Origin of the sequence: Chitinophaga chungangae (assembly GCF_017742215.1) — a bacterium.
Taxonomy (GTDB): Bacteria; Bacteroidota; Bacteroidia; order Chitinophagales; family Chitinophagaceae; genus Chitinophaga; species Chitinophaga chungangae.
The window spans coordinates 71,963-95,154 of record NZ_JAGHKP010000001.1; the positions used below are offsets into that span (position 1 = coordinate 71,963).

The following is a 23,192-nucleotide window of genomic DNA, read 5'->3' on the forward strand; positions in this document are numbered from 1 at the left end:
TGGGCTATTTGAATGTTTTCCTGTTATGAGTATCTTGTTAGTGAAATTACCTTGTAAAAATAAGAATTAGATGAAGGAACTCCTACTGCGGTTCGCGATGTACAACATGTGGGCAAACCAGCGGCTGCTGGCGGTACTGAACGGGCTTACGGAAGAACAGCTGGACAGGGACCTCGGCAGCAGTTTCCCCAGCCTTCGCGCCACGGCCTATCACATGTGGAACTCGGAAGGCATATGGCTGCAGCGTTTGCAGCTGCTCAGCCCGGTGTTGCCCCCGGCCCGGGACTTCAGCGGCAGCTGGCAGGAATTCGCGCAGCGTTACAGCAGGCAGAACGAACAGGTGAAAGATCTCATCGCAACGGCTTCGGATGCGAAGCTGGCCCATACCATTGAGTACATTCACCCGGTGAAAGGCGTATGCAAATCGTCTGTGGTGGATACGCTTTTGATGATATTCAACCATACCACCTATCACCGCGGCCAGCTGGTTACCATGCTGCGCCGGCTGGGCGTTTCGAAGATCCCTTCCACTGATTTCATCGAATACACCCTGATAAAAAAATAAAATACCCTTATTTTACGGATATTATGAGCCCTGCATCCTTTTACGCGAACGTACCCAGGCACCTGGTAGCAGTAGACTGCATCATTTTCGGCTTCGAAGATGGGAAGTTAAAGCTCCTCATTATCAAACGGAAAGTAGACCCGATGGAAGGCGCATGGTCGCTGGTGGGCGGTTTTGTGCAGGAAGGGGAAAGTACGGACAATGCGGCTATCAGGGTGTTGCGGCAGACCACCGGCATCCAGGACATTTACATGGACCAGCTGCAGAGTTACGGCGATACGGACAGGGATACGGGCGCGCGGGTGATTTCCATCGCGTATTACGCGTTGATCCGCATCAGCGAGCACGACCGGCTGCTGGCCAATGCGCACGGCGCGCACTGGCTCAGCCTGCACCAAATCCCCGAGCTGATCTTCGACCATAACAAGATGCTGAACGACGCAATGGCCCGTTTGCGTGACCAGGCGCATTTCCACCCGATCGGTTTCGAGCTGCTGCCGGAAAAGTTCACGCTGCCGCAGCTGAGAAATTTGTACGAGGAAATCTATCAGCGTCCGCTGGATAAACGCAACTTCAGGAAGAAGATACTGGCAATGGACATCCTGGAAAAACTGGAGGAAAAAGACAAAAGCTCGTCCAAAAAAGGCGCGCACCTCTACCGGTTCGACAGGCTGAAGTACGACGCGCTAACCCAGCACGGGCTTGTATTCGAGATATAGTTTTCCCGGTTGCCGTTCCGTTTTCGTTATCCCAATTACGCTTGAGGCGGACTTGATCGGGTGTTGATGCGGGTAAAATACCATTAACGAATGCTTTGTTGTATGCAAAAAAAAGTGCAGACCGCATCCGGCCTGCACTTTTGTATGAATAGTTTGCGCTGAAGTTCTTTAATTAGCTGAGCCGTCGTAAGCCCATTTCACGTAGCAGGCGCCCCAGGTGAACCCGCCGCCGAAGGCCGCCAGTACGAGGTTGTCGCCTTTTTTTAATCGATTTTCCCAATCCCAGAGGCATAAAGGAATGGTGCCGGCGGTGGTGTTGCCATACCGCTGGATGTTGATCATTACCTTTTCGGGAGACATGCCCATATAGTCCGCCGTGGCGCTGATGATGCGCAGGTTGGCCTGGTGGGGCACCAGCCATGCGATATCGTCTGCGGAGAGGTGGTTGCGCTCCATGATGCTGCGGGCGGCGTCTGCCATGTTGGCTACGGCGTATTTGAATACGGTCTTGCCTTCCTGGAACACGTAATGTTCGCGCGCGGCAACGGTTTCGGCGGAAGCGGGGCGGGCGGAGCCGCCGGCTTTCATGTTCAGGAATTCCCTGCCGTGGCCGTCGCTTTTAAGCACAGCGTCGAGCACGCCGAAACCTTCGGTGTTGGGCTCCAGCAGCACGCCGCCGGCGCCGTCGCCAAAGATGATGCAGGTGGCGCGGTCTGTATAGTCGATGATGGAGCTCATTTTATCGGCCCCGATGATCATTACTTTTTTGTAGCGGCCGCTTTCGATGAAGCGGGCGCCGGTATCGAGCGCGTAGAGGAAGCCGGAGCAGGCTGCGCCGATATCGAACCCGAAGGCGTTTTTGGCGCCGATCTTATCCGTAACAACATTGGCGGTGGCGGGAAACACCATGTCGGGCGTAACGGTGGCCACGATCAGCAGATCGATCTCTTCCGGCCTGATCCCCCTTTTTTTGCATATTTCAAGAGCTACCGGCACACACAGCTCTGAAGTGCCTTTCCCTTCCCCCTTCAATATCCTCCGCTCTTTAATGCCCGTCCTGGTCGTTATCCATTCATCTGTCGTCTCTACGAGTTTCTCCAATTCCTGGTTAGTCAGTACATAGTCGGGAACATACCCACCCACCGCCGTGATAGCGGCTGTAATTTTGCTCATATTGTTCGGATAAGTTATAAAATGGGCGTAAAAATACGACTTAAACGAATAATTATATTTATAAGTTAAATTCGCCGGCAGATAATTTTCAATATGATCGCATACCTGAATGGCAAATTAGCCCTGAAAACGCCCACCCTCGTGCACCTCGACGTAAACGGGGTAGGTTACGAGGTGCATATCAGTCTTCATACCTGGAGCCAGATCCAGGGAATGGACAACTGTAAGCTGCTCACTTACGTACATATCAAGGAAGACGCGCATACCATGTTCGGCTTTTTTTCCGATGCGGAAAGGACCGTATTCCTGCAGTTGATCAGCGTTTCAGGGGTAGGGGCCGCCACTGCCCGGGTGATGCTCAGCTCCCTGCAGCCGGAAGACGTGCAGCGGGCCATCCTGATGGAAAACGAAAAAATGCTCGAAGGCGTGAAGGGCATCGGCGCGAAAACCGCCAAGCGCATCATTCTCGAGCTAAAAGACAAAATGAAGAAACACCGCGAAGATGTAGTACATTTATCGCTTAATACCCACAATACAATACAGGATGATGCGTTAAATGCTTTGGTAACCCTGGGGATAGCTCGGAATGTGGCAGAACAGGCGATACAAAGGGTGTTGAAAACCGAGCCACAATTGAATGAATTGGAGGCACTTATCAAAAAATCCCTTAAAAATTTATAATTTTAAGTCCTTGACCTCTATAAAACCTAAGATCGCTTGGCAAGAAAGAAATACTATGGTGCACTTGCAGTAATAGGTGTTGTATCTTTTATCATTGTTGATTCGGCCGCCAGAAACAAAACCAGTTCGGGATATACCTATAGAAATTTAAGCGGGCTTGCGGAGGGGAAAATTGATATAACCAACGTTACCAACGTTCCAGATACGACTACTAAACCGGATACACTGAAGTATCCCATCCGCGACAGGAGGGGCACTTCCGTAACGGACCCCGTGCGCAATGCCATCGACCTGAAAGATCCCGCAAACATCAAGAAAAACGTTGAATACGACCCCGTTACCAAACAATACATCGTTACCGAAAAAATAGGCGACCGGTTCTACCGCCAGCCCACCGTAATGAGCTTCGGCGACTTTTACCGCCTCCAGGCCGCCCAAAGCGAAAACGAATACTGGCAGAAACGCGCCGGCACCATCGGTAACCTCAACCAGCGCGCCGGCGCCCCGCAGCTTTATTACGGCGATAAACTCTTCGACCGTGTGTTCGGCGGCACCAAGGTAGACATCAAGCCGCAGGGTAGCCTCGGGCTTACTTTTGGTTACCAGGGGCAGAACGTGAAAAACCCCGTACTGGTGGAAAGAGCCCGTAAAAACGGCGGCTTCGACTTCGACATCGACATCAACATGAACGTGACGGGCAAGATCGGGGACAAACTCAAACTCATCACCAACTATAACACCCAGTCTACCTTCGACTTCGAAAACCAGGTAAAACTGGAATATACCGGCTACCAGGACGAGATCATCAAAAAAATAGAAGCGGGCAACGTGAGCTTCCCCCTGAGCAGTTCGCTTATTCCCGGCGTACAAAGCCTTTTCGGCGTGAAGACCCAGCTGCAGTTCGGCCGCCTTACCATGACCAGCGTGCTTAGCAACCAGAAATCGCAAAAGCAGAACATGGTGCTGCGGGGAGGCAACAGCGTAACGGATTTCGTGCGCCGGGCGGACGAGTATGAAGACAACCGGCACTTCCTGCTGTCCCAGTACTTCCGCGATACCTTCAACTACGCCATGGCCACCCTGCCCGCCATCCGCACGCAGGCAAACATTACCCGCATCGAGGTGTGGGTAACCAACAAATCCGGCGCTACTACAGACACGAGGGACATCGTGGGCCTCATGGACCTCGGCGAAAACCGACCGTATAATACCGCCATCACCAGTCTTACCAGCAGCCGCCTGCCGAACAACGGCTCCAACGACCTTTACCAGAACCTGGCGAGCGACGCCGGTGCCCGCAACACCGGCACCGTGGTAAGCCGCCTGCTGGGCCTCGGTCTTCAGCCGGTGCAGGATTTCGAAAAAACCTTCGCCCGCAAACTGGATTCCACGGACTACATCCTCAACCGCCAGATCGGTTTTATCTCCCTGGTGCAGCAGCTGCAGCCGGACGAAGTGCTGGCCGTGGCTTATGAATACACTTACAACGGCAAGGTTTTTAAAGTGGGCGAGTTCTCGCAGGACGTGCCGCCCGACCAGAACAACTCCGCCAACCAGCGCATCCTGTTCCTGAAAATGCTGAAAGCCACCTCCGCGAGGCCGGCTTTGCCGATTTGGGACCTGATGATGAAAAATATTTATTCTACGGACGCGTTCCAGATCAACCGCGCAGACTTCAAGCTGGACGTGCTGTACAAAGACCCGGGCACCGATACCCGCGCCCCCAGCGAAAAACGTTACCTGCCCGATGCGCAGGGCCAGTATTCCGGCGCGCCCATCATTACCCTGCTGAACCTCGACCGTTTGAATAACCAGAACGATCCCCAGCCGGACGGTGTGTTCGATTACGTGGAAGGTTTCACCATCTTCCCGCAGAACGGCAAGATCATGTTCCCCGTGCTGGAGCCTTTCGGCGAATCGCTGCGGCCCGTGTTCGGCGGAAATCCCGCGCTGGAGAAACAGTACATGTACACCATGCTGTACGATTCCATCAAAGTGATCGCCCAGCAGTTTCCCAACCTCAACCGGTACCTGCTGCGCGGCTCTTATAAATCCGCCAATTCCTCCGAAATTTCCCTCAACGCGCTCAACATCCCCAGGGGATCGGTGACCGTTACGGCCGGCGGGCAGCAGCTGCGTGAAGACGTGGACTTTGTTATCGACTACAACCTGGGCCGTATCAAGATCATCAACGGCGGGGTGCTCAGCTCCGGCGTGCCGATCAACGTACAGTTCGAGAACAATGCGCTGTTTGGCCAGCAGGTGCGCAACTACATGGGCACCCGTCTCGATTATTACGTGAACGACAAGCTGAACCTGGGCGGTACCGTGGTGAGAATGAGCGAAAGGCCCTATTACCAGAAAGTGAATTATGGCGACGACCCGATCAAAAACACCGTGGTGGGGCTGGACGCGAACTATATTTCCGAATGGCGCGGTCTTTCCCGGATGCTGGATAAACTGCCCAATTACCAGACGCAGCAGCCCGCCACCATCAACTTCACGGGCGAGGTAGCGCGGCTCTTCCCCGGGCACAGCAAACTGGTGAACGAGCCCGGCAGCAAACAGGGTCAGGTAATGATCGACGATTTCGAAGGCGCCCGCAACGGCTACGACCTGAAGTTCCCTGCCACCGCCTGGAGCCTGGCCTCCACCCCACGCGACGCGACGGACGCGGCCGGCAACATCCTCTTCCCCGAAGCCGCTTTCAACGATACGCTGGCATACGGCAAAAACAGGGCGCTGCTGGCCTGGTACATCATCGAGCCCACGCTGCAGATCCCGCGTTCGCCGAACCTGCCGCCGGGCGTAACGGACGCATCGCAGTCCGACCCGCGCACCAGGCTGATCTATCAAAGAGACGTGTTCCCCAACCGCTCCACCGACTTCGGCCAGAGCCAGCTGAGCACGCTCGACCTCGCTTATTATCCTGAAGAAAAAGGCCCGTATAACTTCGAAAGCACCGCGGGCGCGCTCACGCCGCAAGGCAGGCTGCGCAACCCGGCGTCCCGCTGGGGCGGCATCATGCGCGCGATCGACAACAGCGACTTCGAAACGGCCAATATCGAGTTCATCGAGTTCTGGATACCCGATCCGTTCTTCAATAATCCAAGCAGCTCCGGCGGTTCTTTGTATTTCAACCTCGGCAACGTGTCTGAAGACGTATTGAAAGATTCCCGCAAATCATTCGAGAACGGCCTGCCCGACCCGAACACCGGCCTGAACAAAGTGGATTCCACCAAATGGGGCCGCGTGCCGAAGTTCCAGCAGCAGATCACCCAGGCGTTCGACAACGATCCCGCCATCCGCCGTTACCAGGACGTTGGTTTCGACGGTCTCGAAAACAACGATGAAAAGAATTTCCGCGCACAATACCTGCAGGACCTCGCCGCCGTATTCGGTGCCTCGTCGCCCGCTTACCAGGACGTAGCCAACGACCCGTCCAACGACGACTACAAATGGTACCGCGACCCTTCGTACGACGCGGCGAGAACGGACATCCTGGGCCGTTACAAAAGGATCAACGGGCCGGACGGCAACTCCCCCGTGTCCAACGACAACTCCCAGTTCTCCAACGCAGCCACCAACTATCCCGAATCGGAAGACCTGAACCGGGACAACACCATGAACGAAACGGAAGAATATTTCCAGTACCGCGTAGACCTGAAGCCGGATATGCAGGTGGGCAGCAATTACGTGGTAGACCGCTTCGTGACCCGCGTAACGCTTCCCAACGGCCAGCAGGCGGACCAGACCTGGTACCAGTTCAAGGTGCCGGTAACGCAATACGACCGGAAAGTGGGCAACATCCCCGACTTCAAGAGCATCCGTTTTATGCGTATGTTCCTCACCGGTTTCGAAGATTCCGTCGTGCTGCGTTTCGCCAAGCTCGATCTCGTGCGCAATCAATGGCGCCGTTATTTATACGAACTGCGCCCCGGCGACCCGGTGCCGGTAGATCAAAACACGGTGTTCAACGCTTCCGCCGTGAACATCGAGGAAAACTCCAAGCGCCAGCCCGTTCCATACGTGCTGCCTCCCGGCATCCTGCGGCAGAACACGTTGAGCACCAACAGCACGAACATTTTGCTGAACGAACAGGCACTGTCTGCACAGATCTGCAACCTGAAAGACGGCGAAGTGCGCGCCATGTACAAAAACGTGCCGCTCGACCTGCGCCAGTACAAACGCCTCCAGATGTTCCTGCACTCCGAGGCCGTAAGCGACCCGCTGTCTCTCAAAGACGGTCAGCTTCAGGCCATCATCCGCGTGGGCAGCGACTTCACCGAAAACTACTACGAATACCGCATCCCGCTGAAAGTAACGCCCTGGGGCTCTGCGCGCGACACGGAAATATGGCCCGTTGAAAACGACGTGGACCTCGACCTGGACAAATTCGCCCAGCTGAAGCAAAAACGTAACATGAGCGGCGCCAGCCCGCTGGTACCTTATGAAGAAACCGAAGGCGCGAACGTGCTTTCCGTGGTGGGCAACCCCAGTCTCGGCGACGTTCGCAACATTATGATCGGCGTGCTGAACCCGAAAGACGACGGCCTGCCCAAATGCACGGAAGTCTGGTTCAACGAGCTTCGCCTTACCGGTCTTGACGAAAAAGGCGGCTATGCCGCGCTTGCCAGGGTAGACCTTGGCCTGAGCGACCTCGGTACGGTCACCTTCAGCGGCAACATGCACACTTCGGGCTTCGGTAATATCGACCAGCGCGTGAACGACCGTTTCCGCGACAACTACCTGCAATACGATATCGCCGCCAACATCGACCCGGGTAAATTGCTGCCGAAGAACCTGGGCATTACCATCCCCGTGTACGCCGGTTATTCGCAAACCACCAGCAACCCGGAATACGATCCGTACGACCTGGACATTAAGCTGAAAGACAAGCTGGCGCTGGCACGCGACCGGGAAGCCCGTGATTCCATCAAAAAAGACGCGCAGGACTTTACGTCCATCACCAGCCTCAACTTTACCAACGTGCGCAAGCTGGCGCTGGACAAAAAGAAGAACCGTCTCTGGGACATCGAGAACTTCGACGTAAGTTATTCTTATTCGCAGATCAGCCGTCATAACCCGCAGATACAAAGCGACGTGCTCACCCGCCACCGCGGCGGCCTGGGTTACAACTATGCCGGCCAGCAGAAATTCCTCGAGCCGCTGAAAGGCCTTATCAAAAGCAAAAGCCCGTGGCTGGCGTTGCTGCGCGATTTCAACGTGAACTACGTTCCCACGCTCATCAGCTTCAGGGCGGACATCACGCGGCAATTCGGCGCCACCCGCATGCGCAACATCGGCGGCGGCGGGTTCCTGCTGCAGGAAACGTACGATAAATATTTCCGTTTCGACCGGTATTATTCATTCAAGTGGGACCTTTCCCGCAGCCTGTCTGTCGACTTCAACGCCGTGAACAATTCACGCATCGACGAACCGGCGGGAAGGATCAACACCGGGCCGAAAAAAGATACCGTGAGCCACAACTTCTGGAACGGCGGCCGCACCACCAACTATTTCCAGAACGCGAACGTGACCTATACGCTGCCCACCACCAAAGTGCCGGCCCTGAGCTGGACGAACGTGGCGCTGAGCTACGCAACGGAATACCGCTGGATCGGCGCGTCAAGGCTGGCGACTTACCTCGGCAACGCCATCGAGAACTCGAACCAGAAAACGCTGAACGCGGAATTCAAATTCAATGAACTGTACAACCGCAGCAAATGGTTGCGGAAAATAAACGCCACCTCCGGTTCGTCGAGCGAATATGTGCCGCCGATGATGAACAATACGCCCGCCGCGCAAAAACAGCAGCAGGCTAAAAAAGAAGAGGAAGGCGATGGCATGTCGCCGGTCGTGAAAGGACTGATGCGTGTCGTGATGGCGCTGAAACGCGTGAACGTGAACTATTCCGAGAATGCCGGCACGCGTATGCCGGGCTACCTGGACAGTACGAAGCTGCTGGGCATGAACTGGCAGTCTATGGCGCCGGGCCTCGCCTTTACCTTCGGAAAGCAGCCAGACAAAGCGTTTATGGACGAGTTCTCCAAAAAAGGACTGCTCAGCCCGGACACGCTGTTCAACATCCAGTTCCAGCAGCAGTTCACCCAAAAGCTGGACGTACAGGCGCAGCTGGAACCGGTACGCGATCTGCGGATCGATCTCAACCTGACCAAATCCTTCTCCAAAACGCATACGGAACTGTTCAAAGACACCATCGGCAACGGCATCTTCAATCACCTGAACCCGTACGACGCGGGCGGTTTCGAGATCACTTTCATCGCGATCAAAACCATGTGGGGCAAGATCAATACGGAAGACGGCGTATCGCAAACCTTCCGCGACTTTGAAGCTTTCCGCAAACGCGTTTCCGAGCGCCTCGGCGATGCGAACCCGTACAATAACAATCCAAACCTGCCGAAATACGATCCGAAAGATCCGGAGTACCGTTATGGGTACGGCCGTTATGCGCAGGACGTGATCATTCCCGCATTCCTCGCGGCCTACACCGGCTCCACGCCCGAAGATGTGCCGCTGATCAAGAACTACGCGAAAAATGTAAGGTCCAATCCGTTCAAAGACATATTGCCCAGGCCTAACTGGCGCATCAGCTACAACGGGCTGAGCCGCATCAAACCGTTCTCCGACTTCCTGACCAACTTCACGCTTACGCATCAGTACACCGGCCTGCTGAGCATGAACTCCTACAATACAGCGCTTGTGTTCTACGATCCGCTGATACTCGGTTACCCCGCGTTCAGGGACAGTGTGAGCGGCAACTACGTGCCTTATTTCCTCGTGCCGAACCTCACCATTACGGAGCAGTTTGTGCCATTGCTGGAGGCGGACATGACCTTCACCAATTCCCTGAACCTGCGCGTGGGTTTCCGCAGAAGCCGCACGCTCAGCCTTAGCCTGATCGATTACCAGCTGAGCGAAATGCGCTCCAGCGAAATAACTGTAGGCGGCGGCTACCGTGTGCGCGGCCTGCCTATGCCGATAAGGATCGGGAAAGACGGCGGGAAACGCCTGGAGAATGATCTCAACTTCCGGCTCGACCTCAGCTTCCGCGACGACAAAACCGTGAACAACAGGCTGGACGCAGACCTGGTGATACCCACCAGCGGCCAGAAAGTAGTGAGTATCGCGCCGTCTATCGACTATGTGGTGAACAACCGCCTCAACATCAAATTCTTCTACGACCGCCGCCAGACCATACCGGTGATCTCCACCGCGTACCCGGTCACCAATACGCGCGGCGGCATCACGCTCCGGTTCATGCTGGCGCAATAAACTTAACAGCAGCCAATGCAGCAGCGGGGGCCCGGTTCACGGGCTCCCGTTTGTTTTTTCAGCGGAATGACTGAAATCATATCAAGGGATCGCCTTAAGCCGTACTTTTGAGCGACATATGAGGTATTTATTCGTCATAACCGTTCTTGCAGGGCTGATGTTGCAAACATTCGGCAAGGGCCTGGTATTGGCTGAATTTATGCTGAACCAGGACTACATTGCAAGAGTGCTTTGTATCAACAAGGCCAAACCAAAACTCGCGTGTAACGGTCAATGCCAGCTCATGAAAAAGATGGAGCAGGAAACCAAAAAGGAACAGAGCGGTAACGCGGTGAAGGACAAATACGAGGTTATTTTCTCCGAAACCGCCGCCAGCTTTAATTTCACGCCCGCCGTTACAGCAGTGAAACTTTATTCAGCCGGTACCGGCTACATTCCCGCCCGCCCGCTTTATGCGGTATTTCACCCACCCCGGGCCTGATTCTCTTCAATTCATACAAGACATGCTTACCCGCCTGAAGGGTAAAGCGCAACTTTGCACAACGTTGCACGGAAATTGTGTTCCCGTACGATGTGGAATGAGCGGCCGAATGCCCTTTAACCGGGCCGGTTATCCGCTATCGTTCCGCTTATGCGGTGCATGAACCGGCAACGGAACTGTGCCCCAATACGTAAACGTTTAAAGCAAACCCATGCATCGCATATCCTTCTTTATATGCCTGACGCTTTGCAGCTTTTCGACATTTGCGCAGGAGGCTTTGCAGGGAAGGGTGATCGATGCCCAAACCCGCGAAGCGCTTCCCGGCGTAAGCATCCGGTCGGCCGGCGGCGGCTGCCTGTCTGACCGCCAGGGGAAATTTTCCCTGGAGGCAGTTAACACCAGCGATTCCATCCGTATTTCCATCATTGGTTATGCGCCGCTGCAAATGGCCGTGAACGGCGAAAAGAACATGACCATTTACCTGGAACCGCTGCCCACGCGGCTCAACGAAGTGATCGTTTCCGCCGGGCGCGACAAACAATACCGAACCGGCGCGCCCGTGGCCATCAGCACCATTTCGACGCAAATGCTGCGCGAAACGAAAGCCACTTCGCTGGACCAGCTGCTCAACAAAGTGAGCGGCGTGTATATGGTAGACCTCGGCAACGAACAGCATACCATGGCCATCCGCCAGCCTATCGGGTACCGCAGTCTTTTCCTGTATCTCGAAGACGGCATTCCCATCCGCACCACCGGCGACTTCAATCACAACGCGCTCATAGAAATAAATATGGCGGCGCTGAAAACGATAGAAGTGATACGCGGCCCGGCGTCTTCGTTGTACGGCAGCGAAGCCGTTGGCGGCGCCGTTAATTTTATCACCGCATCGCCCACCTTGCTGCCCACGGGTAAAATACAGGCGGAAATGAGCGACCAGGGATATAAAAGAACGGACTTCACCTTGTCTACTACTACCGGGAAGCTCGGTTTGCTCCTGGGCGGTTATTATGCGGACCAGCGCAATGGTTATATCGATCACAGCGATTTCCGCAAGCTGGCGCTCACCGCAAAAGCGCAGTACAACATCAGCGACCGCAGCACCTGGACGAACACCGTATCGTATGTGGATTACAAAACAGACCAGACGGGCGGCGTGGACAGCGCGAATTTTTATTCCCGCAACTACAAAAGTTTTCACACGTTTTCGTACCGGCTGGTAAAAGCGTTCCGCGTGCGCAGCACGTTCGGCCATCGCTGGAACGGCAGCAACCACACGAGTTTCACCGCTTTTTACCGCAACAACGAAATAGGCCAGAACCCTTTTTACGCCATTAAAACCACCAGCGACCCGCTGAAAGCGAGAGGTGAGATCAATAGCGACCAGTTCAACAGCTACGGACTGCTGGTGCAGCATAAAAAAGAGTTCGGCTGGAAGAAAACTTCGCTGATCGCGGGGCTAAGCATGGATTACAGCCCTGCTGATTATTTCGCGCAGTACATCGGCGTAGACCGCAATGCGGAAGGTTATTTCACAGGTTTCACGCCCACCGATTCCGTATTGACCGATTACCGCGCGGGATTGCTGAACACCGCCGCCTATGTACAGGCGGAAATGAGCCCTGTCGATCGGCTGAAACTCGTGGCCGCTTTGCGTTACGACCGCATGGATTACAATTTCGACAATCACCTGCTGCCCTCCGCATTCACCGGTTCGCCGGACGAGCGCAATCACTTCAAGGCATGGAGCCCTAAAGCAGGCGTTACGTACGATTTCGGCCGCGACCGCGGGCTGTATGCCAATTATAGCGTAGGTTTCGCGCCGCCGAATATTTCGGAGCTGTACCGCGGCGTGAAAGTGCCCGTGCTCAAACCCGCCACTTACAACAACTACGAAGCCGGCGGCTGGTTTGCCTTTGCGGGCAATAAAGGATACGTAGACGTAAGCGTTTACCGCATGGACGGCGTCAACGAAATTGTAAGCGTGCGGCTGGCGGACAATTCATCCGAAAACAGGAACGCCGGCAAAACCCGCCACAGCGGCGTGGAAGGGAACCTCCGGTATGCGCCGGTGAAAAGCCTTTTATTTCGTATAGGCGGCACCGTGGCAAGGCATGAGTTTATTGAATATGAAGACAAAGGCAAACAGTACGGCGGCAACCGGATGAACGGCGCGCCCAATCTCATTACCAATACGGAACTGACCTACAAACCCGCGTATCTTAAAGGCCTGCGCCTGGGCGTGGAATGGCAGCACATCGGTAAATATTTTATGGACCCTGCCAACACTGAAGAGTATGGCGGTTACGAACTGTTCAACGCGCGTGCGGGTTATGCTTTCGGCGGGTTTGAATGCTGGGTGAACTGTCGCAATGTGGGCAACGTGATGTACGCTACCACCGCGGAAAAAACCGCCTTCGGCAAAAGTTACCGGCCCGGCCCCATCCGTACGTTCAACGTGGGACTGGCTTATACCTTCACCTGCAAGCAAAGTAAAAATTGATGAAACAACTCGTTACGATATTAGTCTTGTTCCTGGCCGCCTGCCATGGCCCGCAGTTTTCGGGCGGGGTGGAAACGGCCGTGTCAGACACCACGCGCATCGCATCGTGCACCTATCTTACCCGCGACGCTTCCGGCAAAGTAGTGTTGAGCTGGGTAGAGCAGCAGGTGGGGGAAGAAACGGGCACGCTCTTCTACGCCGTTTCCCCGGACGAAGGCAAAACTTTCCCGGCGGGCAAACTGGTGCCGACGGCGCAGGGCATTCTTCCCCACGGCGAAAATATGCCTAAGATGATCTTCCGGCCAAACGGGGAAGTGATCGCCATGTACGGCGCGCAAAGCAACGACCCGCGCAATAAATACGCCGGCAAAGTATTCTACACCATCTCCCCGGACGGCGGCGCCACCTGGCAGCCTTCCGTTCCATTGGTGACGGATCCCGCGGGCTACGACCAGCGTTATTTCGACATGGTCGTACTGCCCTCCGGCGAAGCGGCGGTCATCTGGCTGGATAACCGGAAACTTGTTCAAAAGGAGGGCTCTACGCTGTACATCGCCACCACCGGCGGCACGCCCGGCTTCCACCGGGAACGGCCCATCGTGCAAACGGTTTGCCAGTGCTGCCGCACCGCTTTGTACGTAGACGCGCAGGGCGGCCTTCACGCCGCTTTCCGCGACATCATCCAGGATACCATCCGCGATATGGTGCATATTTTTTCGAAAGACGGCGGGGAAACCTTCACGCAGCCGGTGCGCATCAGTGCAGACAACTGGGCCATCAACGGCTGCCCTCACACGGGGCCCGCCATGGTACGTAACGCCAATGGCCTTCATTTTGCCTGGTTCACCATGGGCGGCGGCGAAGGTGTGTTTTACTGCCAAAGCCCGGACAATGGCATCACTTATACCCGCAAAGAAAATATCAGCGCGCTGCCTACCGCCAAACACCCGCAACTTGCCGTGCTCGGAAAAGGAGACCTGGCCCTGGTGTGGGACGAAGCGGCCGATACCAGCGGCAACCGCATCGGCATTCTGCATAAATCGGCGGACGGGAAAACGCTCAACCGCGACTTCCTGACCGCGGAAACGGAATTTGCCGGTTTCCCCGTGCTGGAACAAACCGCGGAAGGCGTGCTGGTGGCTTACAAAAAAAGAAGGAACGGGAAAGAAGGAGTGTATGTAAAAAGCCTCAGATTATAATGGCAGACACCAAACGGAAACCATGTAAATAAAAAAGGCCTTCGGATTCCGAAGGCCTTTTTTATGAAAAAACCTGGTTTTTTCAGTTATAACCGAAAGAGTATTGTTCTTTACCCTTCCAGGTTTGACGCATGGCCCAGCGGCCATAGTTGTTTCTGCGTGAGCTGTCGAAGTAGAAGCTCAGAAATTCTTTGATTCTAGGATAGTACAGCCGGAGCATGTACATAGTAACAAATGTTAGCATAGGGATATGGTTATAGGATTATAGGATTCCAAAATAAGGTCGTCGTTGACTTACGCCCTTTTGGCGTAAGGAATTTCTTATCACAATCTGCTTCGGGTGGTATTTATAAGGCATCCGGCGCCGCTACAAGAGATCGATTCTCACTTAAATTGGCCGGGATTTCAAATATAGATAATTAATATATCTAATTTGATAACACGTATGTGTAATTTTTACCGCTGGATGTAATATGCGTTCGCCTGTGCCGTTGGCGTGAGCACCAGGTCGTTGATACATACATGCGGGGGCAGGGAGCAGCAATAATAGACCACTTCCGCCACGTCTGCCGCGCTCAGCGGGGTAAATCCCTTATACACGTCTTTCGCCCGGCTTTCATCCCCTTTGAACCGCACCAGTGAAAATTCCGTTTCCGCCGCGCCGGGATGTACCGCGGTGACTTTGATGCCATAAGGCAGCAGGTCGATGCGCATGCCCTGGGAAAGCGCGTCTACCGCCGCTTTGCTGGCACAGTACACATTGCCTTTGGCATACACGGTTTTGGCCGCGGTGGAACCGATATTCACGATCTGCCCCTGTTTTCTTTCCTTCATCCAGGGTATTATCACGCGGGACACATACAGCAGGCCTTTTACGTTGGTATCGATCATCGTGTCCCAATCCTCCGTATTTCCTTCGTCGATGGTGGAAAGGTCCAGCGCGAGACCGGCGTTGTTCACCAGCACGTCGATCGATTTCCAGTTATCTTCCAGTGAGTTGAGCGCGGTTTGCACGGCTTCGTTGTTCCGCACGTCAAACGCCAGGGTCTTCACCTCTACGCCGTATTCCTTTTCCAGCGCCGCTTTCAGCGTTTCCAGTCTTTCCGCCCTGCGGCCGGTAATAATGAGACGGTATCCTTCTTTTGCGAACCGCGTTGCGCAGGCTTCTCCGAAACCGGCGGTAGCGCCGGTAATAAGGGCTGTTTTTCCAGTCTTCATGTTTGCTGTTTATCGCAGTAAAGTTACCGTTCCTTTTTTGGAAATCCGCTGCCCGTTAAGGTCGGTTCCCTCGAGTATCCAAAGGTAGGTGTCAATGGCGGCGGGGTGGCCTCTCACCGTACCGTCCCATCCGTGGCGGAAATCGAGCGAGTTGTATACCACTTCGCCCCAGCGGTTGAATATCCTGAAGTAGTGATATTCTTTGATGCCCACGGGTATGAACCGGAAAAAGTCGTTCGTGCCGTCGCCGTTCGGGGTGAATGCGTTTGGAATGTAAAATTCCGGGCCGGTGTAATATTTCACGTTAATGGAATCGAAGCCGAAGCAGCCCTGCTGGTTGCTGACGCGCAGGGTGAACGTGATCTCGTCGTTCCAGGTAAGCAACGGGTCCCTGATATTGGGATCGTTCAGCCCTGTGCCCGGGCTCCAGGCATAGGTTTCCCCGCCTGCGCCCTGCAGCCGAAGGGTTTGGCCGCGCGCCAATATCGTGTCGTTCCCCGCGAAGGGGTTCACTTCATACAGGCGCATGTTCTGTGTAATCGTGGCTTCGCAGCCGCGGTTCGTTCGGAGCGTGAGGTTCACGGTGTATACGCCGCCCGTCGGGAAGCGGTAATCGGCGCTTACCGCGTTACTTGTGTCCGACGAAATATCGGGCACGCCAAAGTCCCATCGCCGGTATACAATGTTGCCATACCGGTACGAGGAAGTGTCGGTGAAGAGAACCGGGTTTTCCCTGCAAAGGCCGCTCAGCGTAAATCCCGACCGCAGGCCGGGGTAGTTGTTGATGCGGCCCGTCATGCTGTCCGTACAAGGCAATCCCGGGTTCACCACGAGTTTTACGGTGTATACGCCGGTGTCGGGGAATTGGTGGAAAAAAACGTCGCGGGTAGTGGTAACGGTGTCTGTGCCGTCGCTGAAGCTCCATTGGTAGGCAGACGTGAAACCCGCCACGCTGTTGTTCGTAATGGGCACGTTAAGGCCGAGCGAATCGTTGCAATGGTTCAGCAGGGCAGGGGTAGACGCGGTGATGCGCGTCTCGCAATTATACACGGTAATGAGAATGTCTTTATGATGCACGCCCAGCAACCGCCCGGTGTGCCGGTCGTATTCAGACACGCACACCGATACCACGAATTTCCCGGACCGGTCCGGCGTGCCGGTAATAAGTCCTGTGTTGTCTATGGCGATAGACCCGCCCATCGGCGAACCGCCGTGATAAGGCGGAATGTAACTCACGGTGGTGGTGTACGGCGGCGGGCTCACGGCTTCGTTCGAGCGGCTGTTGCCGCCTGCCAGCGCGCTGCAAAGCGAATACGTTAAACTATCGCCGTCAGGATCGGTGGCGCGGTAATTATAACGCAAAGGGAGGCCGGAGCAGATCACGGGCGCTTCGTCTATCCCGAAATACGCACTGTTGTTGCCAGGGCGGCTTTCGGAACCGGGTATCCAGGTGTAAAAAGTAGAGCCTTCCCTTTCGGAATTGTAAATGTTGCTGAGCGCTTCGCCGCGGCAGCAGCGTTGGTAGGAAATATAATACCCGCCGGCCATGGGCGGCAGTTCAACGGTGTCACTTTCATAAAATGCCACTTCAAGATAAATGGTTTGCGGGGCAAGACAGGGATTCTTTAACGTATCGCGGATCGGCATCGTGTTTTTGATCTCCATCAGCCGTGAAGGCCCCACGCGATTGCCGGCTGCGTTGAATATGTTGATGGGCACGGGATTTTCGAAGTAATCCAAACAACCCTGCCGGCTTCCGCACACAAAATCGCCGTCGCGGTACAACTTCAGAATAAACACGTAACGGTAATTGCCGGTTGCCTGGTTAAAGCTGATGGTACGGTAATAGAGTTCCCCTCCGATAATGTGGTATGCGTTCACTGTCCCGTAGAGCGAGCAGGCCAGAAATAGAAGCAGGATAACAGATTTGCCCATGGGGTAGAGGCTTTTCTTGTTACTCTGAATTTACGGAAAATAAAGGGCTTGCTGAAATATAAAAGGGCCGCGAATGAATATGAAAAAGATAATAAAGTGTAATGCTTTAGTAGTTAGAATTATCGTTTTTCAGGCCTCCAAACTTTTGTCTTACCGGTACGTCCTTTAGGCCGTTTATACCCTCCGGAAGCGGGAAAACGAAGATTTCGTACAGGCTTTTCCGTGCATATCGCGGCGGTTTTAGCGGATGAGCGTTACTGTTCCGCGCTTCTCCACCATCTGCCCCGCGACGTTCGTGCCGCCGACGATCCAAACGTAGGTGTCCGCCGCGGCGGGACTGCCTTTCTTTTTACCGTCCCAACCTTTCAGGTATTCCACGGAGCTGTAGATCTCTTCGCCCCAGCGGTTGTAGATCCTGAAATATTCCATCCTGGTGAAACCCACCGGCATCGGGCGGAACACGTCGTTCACCCCGTCGCCGTTCGGCGTGAAAGCGTTCGGGATATAGATCTCCGGGCCGGTCATAAAACGGACATGGATATCGTCTTCACCCATACAACCCTCTCGTGTATATACTTTCACGCGATAGGTGATGTCGCGGTTGTAACCGGTAACGGGATCGGGAATGGTGGTGCTGCTGAGGCCGTCTGCAGGAGACCAGCGGTATTGCACGCCGCCGCTGGCGTGCAGCTGGAAAGGCTGGCCTTTGATGATGATGGTGTCGTTGCCCGCAAACGCAGGCACAGGCGGCACCACGGCGATCGTTCTTTGGGCGGTAACAGGTTTTGGGCAACCCAGTGTATCCGTTACCGTTACCATGTAAGTGGTGGTGTCTTTGGGCCAGGCAGTGGTGGTAGCTTTACGCGGACTGGTGAGCGTTTCCGTCGGCGACCAGCTGTAATACGCGCCACCGCTGGCTTGCAGTAATACTTTTTCGCCGAAGCAGATCGTGGTGTCGAGCCCGGCGAATGCCTTGGGCGGGTCTACCGTTCTGAAAAAAATGGAATCGCGGGAATTGCAGCTGCCGAGATCGACCTGCACATAATACGCCCCGGTGCCCACGGGCGTTACGGTCACGGTGTTCGCGCGGCTGATGATCTGCCTTGTGTCCAGGTTCACCCAGGTGAACGCGTAATTGCCGTCGGCCTCCGCGGCGAGGTCTACCGGGTCGCCGGTGCAGATCAGGCTGTCTGCCGAGGTTTTTACAAGTACCGTATCGCGCACGTCGATGCGTACGCGTTTGGTGTTCACGCAGCCGGTGAGGTCGGTGAAAGTAACGTTGTACGCGGTATCTTTTTTAGGTGAAACGAAAGGATCGGCCGTGTTCTCGTTGCGGATATTGTACAAAGGCGCCCAGCTGAAGCTCCCTGCCATTGTGCTTTCCGCGTGAAGCTGCAATTCGTCTTTGATGCATTGCAGCGTATCTCCCGTGGCGGTGAACGGCGGCTTGTCGTATATCTCGATCGTTTTGGTGATCTCTTTTTCGCAGCCTTTGGTGGTGCTCATGAAGAATTTGACCGTGTAGCTGCCCGGCGTGGTGTATTGCCAGGTGGGCGACTGGTTGTTGGAAGTATCGCTGGTGACGGCGGTTACGCCGAAATCCCATTTGAAATAATCGAACGTGCCCACGTCGTTGGTGGAAGTATTGAGGAATTGCGTAGGCTTGGTAGTGCAAAGACCGTTGAAGTCGAAAGACGGCAGTAATTGCGGGTATACCCTGACGGTGGAGAACGCGCTGTCCCCGCAACTGCTGGACGGGTCTACGGTAAGTTTCACGCGGTAGGTGCCCGTGTCCGCATAGCGGTGCGGGAAGCTAGCGAGGTTGTTGGTGGTGAAGGTATTGCCGTCCCCGAAGTCCCAAACATATTCTTTGTTGGGCGTGCTGTTGTTGATGAAGTTGATCACGAAGCCATCGCAGTCCGCGAATTTATCCGGTAAAGCCGCTACAACCTGCCGCACGCAGTTTTCCACGGTAAACTGGAATTCTTTTTTATGTTCCCCGATAAAAACGCCGTTCCTGTATTCGTTCACCGAAACGGTCACGATATACAATCCCGCGCGCGGCGCAATGCCGGAAATAACGCCGGTCTTCGGGTCGATGGTAGCTTTGTCTCCCAACGGCTGCGAGGCGGAAAACGGGGCGTTATAACTTACCGGTGTGTAAGGCGGCGCGGCGGAAACGTTGGGTTTGGGATTGTCGCGGTCCCCGCCGGTATACGCGGTGGAAAAGGAATACACGAGCGAATCCCCTTCCGGGTCCGTTGCCGCGTAATCGTACCTGAATTTGTTGTTGGCGCACACGATGGTGCCTTTCTCCGCGCTGAAACGCGGACCGCTGTTGCGGTCGAAGCCGTTGGCCGTGCCGGGTATTTTGGTGAAATAACTGCCGCCCACGTTGTTGTCGTCCGAAAAGATATTGGTAAGCCTCGTGCGGCGGCAACACCGCTGAAAGGTGGCGTAATAACCTCTCGGGTTAAAGGGCAGCGTTACCTGTGTGGTGTAATACGCGATCTGGTAGCAGACGTAGGGCGGGTTCACGATGCAGGGATCGATGTCTGTAGCGGTATATTGTTCCAGGTTGTTGCGGGTGATCTCACGGAGCGTGGTGTAATAATTTCCCGCGCCATCGTAAATGGCGATGTTCACGTCGGGGTCTATCTGCCCGATAGCAGCGTCGCAACGCACGAAAAGTTTGAGCGTCACCTGGTAATTATTACCGGTGCCGGTAGCGTTCAGCCAGGTGTAATACATCTCTCCGCCGATGATATGGTCGGCCCTCGAAGCCAGAGATACCAGGCCCAGGATGGTTATCAAAAAGACGATCCGCAATGTGCTTGAACTGCTGTGGGGCAGTAATCTAAGTGTTTTCTAAACAGCCCGCTGGCAAAATTCGACAAACTGGTAAAGTATCAGGTTAGATTCCTCGTATACTTCAAGATGGCCGGTATGGCCTACCTGGTCTATAATGTGAATGCTGGCGACGGCCGGCATGGTTACCTGTGATAAAATGTTGTCCAGCGGCACGGCCTGGTCTTCTTTCCCGATAAAAAACAAAACCGGCACTTTGATCTCTTTCAGCACTGCCGTGCGGTCGGGCCGCTCCATCATCGCTTCGTAATAGGCGATCAGGGTTTCCTGCGGTATTTTAATGGCCTGCTGGATGAAATTGTCTACCCGTGCGCCCTGGTTGATCCTGAACGTAGGGGCGAACATATTCGGGAGCAGCTGCCGGAGGAATTGTTCCACCCCGTACTGTTTCAGCATGCGGATCGATTTCCGGCGGCCTTCTTTTTTCTCTTCGGTGTCCGGCTTTGCGGTGGAGCTGAACAGTCCCAGCCCTTCCAGCAGGTGCGGGTATTTTTCCGCGAAGGCCAGCGCCACGTATCCGCCCATGCTATGCCCGATCACCGTCGCCTGGCTGATGCCTTCGGCGGTCATCATGCCGTAGATAAATTCTCCCATGCTTTCCATGGAAAGGGGATGGGTGATGGCGGACTGCCCTGTTCCGGGAAGGTCCGGCACCAGCACGCGGTAATGAACGCGGAGAAAAGCGGTCTGATGTTCCCAAACTGATTGATCTTCCCCGTAACCATGGATCAGGATCACGGCTTTGCCTTCTCCTTCTGCCCAATAAGCGCCGTTTTGGCCTCCGTTGTTAAATGTTTTCCACATATTGCTTGCGAATTACCCGTAATACAATGGTGTATGCCACCAGCAATATACAAAAGATCAGGGGAGCTTTGGCCGCGAGGCTGCCATATTTTACGTAGAACGTTTGATGATAATAAGGTGTTACAGCATGTTCGATAACGGCGGGCTGCCAATATGATTGGGCATCTATCACTTCGCCACGCGGCGAGATGAAGGCGGATATGCCGGTATTGGCGCTGCGCGCAACCCAGCGGCGCGTTTCGATGGCCCGCAGGCGCGCGTACTGCAAATGCTGTCGATGGCCTTCCGTATCGCCCCACCAGCCGTCGTTTGTGCACACTACCAGCAGGTTGGCGCCCTGCCGCACTTTCTCCGCCACAAAATCGCCGTAAACGGATTCGTAACAGATCGCCGTGAAAATGTTGCATTGTTCGTCCGGGTTAAAAAAGATCGGCACGCCCGGCGTAAGGCCGTAGCTGCCGGAAATGCCGCCCATATCCAGCGCGAGTTTTTTCATGAACGGGAGGTAACGCATGTAAGGCGTCAATTCCACGCCCGGTACCAGCTTCGCTTTATGGTACACCTGTATGTTCAGTGATGTGTCGATCTGTATGGATGAATTAAATGCGTCGTAATAAATTTCCCCGTTCAATACCCGCGCGGTAGACGGCACTTCGTCCGACGGCAGGTAACGCCTGAAAGTAGAGGCCCCTGTCACGATCTTCACCTTCGGGTAACGGGCGAGGAAAGCGCGGACCGCCATGATCTCGGGCTGGTCGTTCAGCAGGTGCTCCCACGCACCCTGCGGGAAAAGCGCGGTTTCAGGCCATATCACGAAACGGGTGCCGGTGTCGATCTTTGCCTGCGTCAGCGCCAGGAATTTATGCAGCTGGTCCATGGCCGCGCCATCGGAGAATTTTTCGTCGTACGGGTCGATGTTGGGCTGCACGATCACTACTTTTTTCGAAGGCTCGGAGGTCTCCGATTCGCCCGTGATAACAAAAAAGGACGCGGCCAGCGGGAGGATCAGCAGCAGCAAGGGCTTCCAGCCTTCCTTCCAGAGAAAGAACCAGCCCGGCTCGTGCTGCCCGCGGCGCCAGGCCTGGTAAACAAGGATGTTCATAAGCAACACCCAAAGACTGCCCCCCATTGTGCCGGTATATTCATACCATTGCACCCATCCCGGGCGCATGGCGAAAGCATTGCCCAGCGTAAGCCAGGGCCAGCTCAGTTCCCATTGCTGGTGGATATATTCAAAGGTCAGCCAGTAAACCACCAGGGCGAAATAACCGGTAAGACGGCCCGCCCGGGCGATGGCGCGTTTGTAGCCCCACCATGGGATGGTCATCAGCAGCGCGTTGAATGCATTCGCAAAAATGCCGCTGGCGGGAACGGTGGTATTGCCTACCCACCATGTGGTACCGGTATTCCAGATCCAGAAGGCGAGGAAGACCAGCCCGAAATACGTGCGCCCGTCCTTCACCCGGTCGGTAACGGCCAGCAGCGGTACCAGCCCGATAAAAACGAGAAAGGTCAGGGGAGAGGTAGGCCATCCGGCCCACATGAGTAACCCTGATAAAATACTGAGCAACAGGGGGAAACGTTTTCGCAGGAATGCATTCATCTTTCAAATGTATAAAGGAAAAATGTAAACAATAAAACGGGATTTCCGCCTGCAGCGTATGTGAGGAGATGAATAAACCGCTTTTAACCGGCGCCGAAGCCGTAAAAAGAGGCTTTCCCGCGCAAAATGCCCGTGGGGAGCGCAGAAGGG

At 54.8% G+C, this 23,192-nt stretch carries 13 protein-coding genes; 7 read left to right on the forward strand and 6 right to left on the reverse strand.

Features of this window, described 5'->3' with window-relative positions; all coding sequences use genetic code 11:
• Positions 1-70 precede the first annotated feature (70 nt).
• Both J7I43_RS00350 and J7I43_RS00355 read left to right on the forward strand, forming a co-directional pair.
• Positions 71-565: a DinB family protein gene (locus J7I43_RS00350; RefSeq protein ID WP_209142085.1), complete on the forward strand. Its 495-nt coding sequence runs from the start codon at positions 71-73 to the stop codon at positions 563-565.
• A gap of 23 nt (positions 566-588) precedes the next feature.
• Entirely contained in the window at positions 589-1,284 is a 696-nt protein-coding gene (locus tag J7I43_RS00355) for an NUDIX hydrolase (protein WP_209142087.1), read from the forward strand.
• A 168-nt stretch (positions 1,285-1,452) separates the two neighbouring features.
• On the opposite strand, the gene J7I43_RS00360 is transcribed toward J7I43_RS00355, so the two are convergent.
• Entirely contained in the window at positions 1,453-2,457 is a 1,005-nt protein-coding gene (locus J7I43_RS00360; RefSeq protein WP_209142089.1) for a beta-ketoacyl-ACP synthase III, read from the reverse strand.
• A gap of 93 nt (positions 2,458-2,550) precedes the next feature.
• On the opposite strand from J7I43_RS00360, the gene ruvA reads away from it, so the two are divergent.
• From ruvA to J7I43_RS00385, 5 genes are all read left to right on the forward strand, one after another.
• Positions 2,551-3,138 carry a Holliday junction branch migration protein RuvA gene (ruvA, locus tag J7I43_RS00365; RefSeq protein WP_209142091.1) on the forward strand — a complete coding sequence of 196 codons (588 nt, stop codon included), beginning with the start codon at positions 2,551-2,553 and terminating at the stop codon, positions 3,136-3,138.
• A 36-nt stretch (positions 3,139-3,174) separates the two neighbouring features.
• The gene (gene sov, locus J7I43_RS00370) at positions 3,175-10,434 is read left to right on the forward strand and encodes a T9SS outer membrane translocon Sov/SprA (protein WP_209142093.1); all 7,260 of its coding nucleotides are present in this window, start codon (positions 3,175-3,177) and stop codon (positions 10,432-10,434) included.
• Positions 10,435-10,552: 118 nt separating this feature from the next.
• Positions 10,553-10,915 carry a hypothetical protein gene (locus tag J7I43_RS00375; protein WP_209142095.1) on the forward strand — a complete coding sequence of 121 codons (363 nt, stop codon included), beginning with the start codon at positions 10,553-10,555 and terminating at the stop codon, positions 10,913-10,915.
• A gap of 211 nt (positions 10,916-11,126) precedes the next feature.
• Positions 11,127-13,415 carry a TonB-dependent receptor gene (locus tag J7I43_RS24830; RefSeq protein WP_209142097.1) on the forward strand — a complete coding sequence of 763 codons (2,289 nt, stop codon included), beginning with the start codon at positions 11,127-11,129 and terminating at the stop codon, positions 13,413-13,415.
• Positions 13,415-14,614, forward strand: coding sequence for a sialidase family protein (locus J7I43_RS00385; RefSeq protein ID WP_209142099.1), 1,200 nt, complete (start codon positions 13,415-13,417; stop codon positions 14,612-14,614). Before J7I43_RS24830 ends, J7I43_RS00385 begins: the two co-directional genes overlap by 1 nt.
• A gap of 456 nt (positions 14,615-15,070) precedes the next feature.
• On the opposite strand, the gene J7I43_RS00390 is transcribed toward J7I43_RS00385, so the two are convergent.
• The 5 genes from J7I43_RS00390 to lnt form a co-directional block, all read right to left on the reverse strand.
• The gene (locus J7I43_RS00390; RefSeq protein WP_209142101.1) at positions 15,071-15,832 is read right to left on the reverse strand and encodes an SDR family NAD(P)-dependent oxidoreductase; all 762 of its coding nucleotides are present in this window, start codon (positions 15,830-15,832) and stop codon (positions 15,071-15,073) included.
• Positions 15,833-15,841: 9 nt separating this feature from the next.
• On the reverse strand, positions 15,842-17,767 hold the full coding sequence (locus J7I43_RS00395; protein WP_209142103.1) for a PKD domain-containing protein: 1,926 nt from the start codon (positions 17,765-17,767) through the stop codon (positions 15,842-15,844).
• A gap of 240 nt (positions 17,768-18,007) precedes the next feature.
• The gene (locus J7I43_RS00400; RefSeq protein WP_209142105.1) at positions 18,008-20,581 is read right to left on the reverse strand and encodes a PKD domain-containing protein; all 2,574 of its coding nucleotides are present in this window, start codon (positions 20,579-20,581) and stop codon (positions 18,008-18,010) included.
• 54 nt (positions 20,582-20,635) lie between these two features.
• On the reverse strand, positions 20,636-21,439 hold the full coding sequence (locus J7I43_RS00405) for an alpha/beta fold hydrolase (RefSeq protein ID WP_209142107.1): 804 nt from the start codon (positions 21,437-21,439) through the stop codon (positions 20,636-20,638).
• Entirely contained in the window at positions 21,423-23,042 is a 1,620-nt protein-coding gene (lnt, locus tag J7I43_RS00410; RefSeq protein WP_209142109.1) for an apolipoprotein N-acyltransferase, read from the reverse strand. The genes J7I43_RS00405 and lnt overlap by 17 nt, the downstream gene beginning before the upstream one ends.
• Positions 23,043-23,192: the final 150 nt, after the last annotated feature.

Coding starts and splice junctions, on each gene's coding strand:
- J7I43_RS00350 (WP_209142085.1), top strand. CDS start 71: ATGAAGGAACTCCTACTGCGGTTCGCGATGTACAACATGTGGGCAAAC.
- J7I43_RS00355 (WP_209142087.1), top strand. CDS start 589: ATGAGCCCTGCATCCTTTTACGCGAACGTACCCAGGCACCTGGTAGCA.
- J7I43_RS00360 (WP_209142089.1), bottom strand. CDS start 2,457: ATGAGCAAAATTACAGCCGCTATCACGGCGGTGGGTGGGTATGTTCCC.
- ruvA (WP_209142091.1), top strand. CDS start 2,551: ATGATCGCATACCTGAATGGCAAATTAGCCCTGAAAACGCCCACCCTC.
- J7I43_RS00375 (WP_209142095.1), top strand. CDS start 10,553: ATGAGGTATTTATTCGTCATAACCGTTCTTGCAGGGCTGATGTTGCAA.
- J7I43_RS24830 (WP_209142097.1), top strand. CDS start 11,127: ATGCATCGCATATCCTTCTTTATATGCCTGACGCTTTGCAGCTTTTCG.
- J7I43_RS00385 (WP_209142099.1), top strand. CDS start 13,415: ATGAAACAACTCGTTACGATATTAGTCTTGTTCCTGGCCGCCTGCCAT.
- J7I43_RS00390 (WP_209142101.1), bottom strand. CDS start 15,832: ATGAAGACTGGAAAAACAGCCCTTATTACCGGCGCTACCGCCGGTTTC.
- J7I43_RS00395 (WP_209142103.1), bottom strand. CDS start 17,767: ATGGGCAAATCTGTTATCCTGCTTCTATTTCTGGCCTGCTCGCTCTAC.
- J7I43_RS00405 (WP_209142107.1), bottom strand. CDS start 21,439: ATGTGGAAAACATTTAACAACGGAGGCCAAAACGGCGCTTATTGGGCA.
- lnt (WP_209142109.1), bottom strand. CDS start 23,042: ATGAATGCATTCCTGCGAAAACGTTTCCCCCTGTTGCTCAGTATTTTA.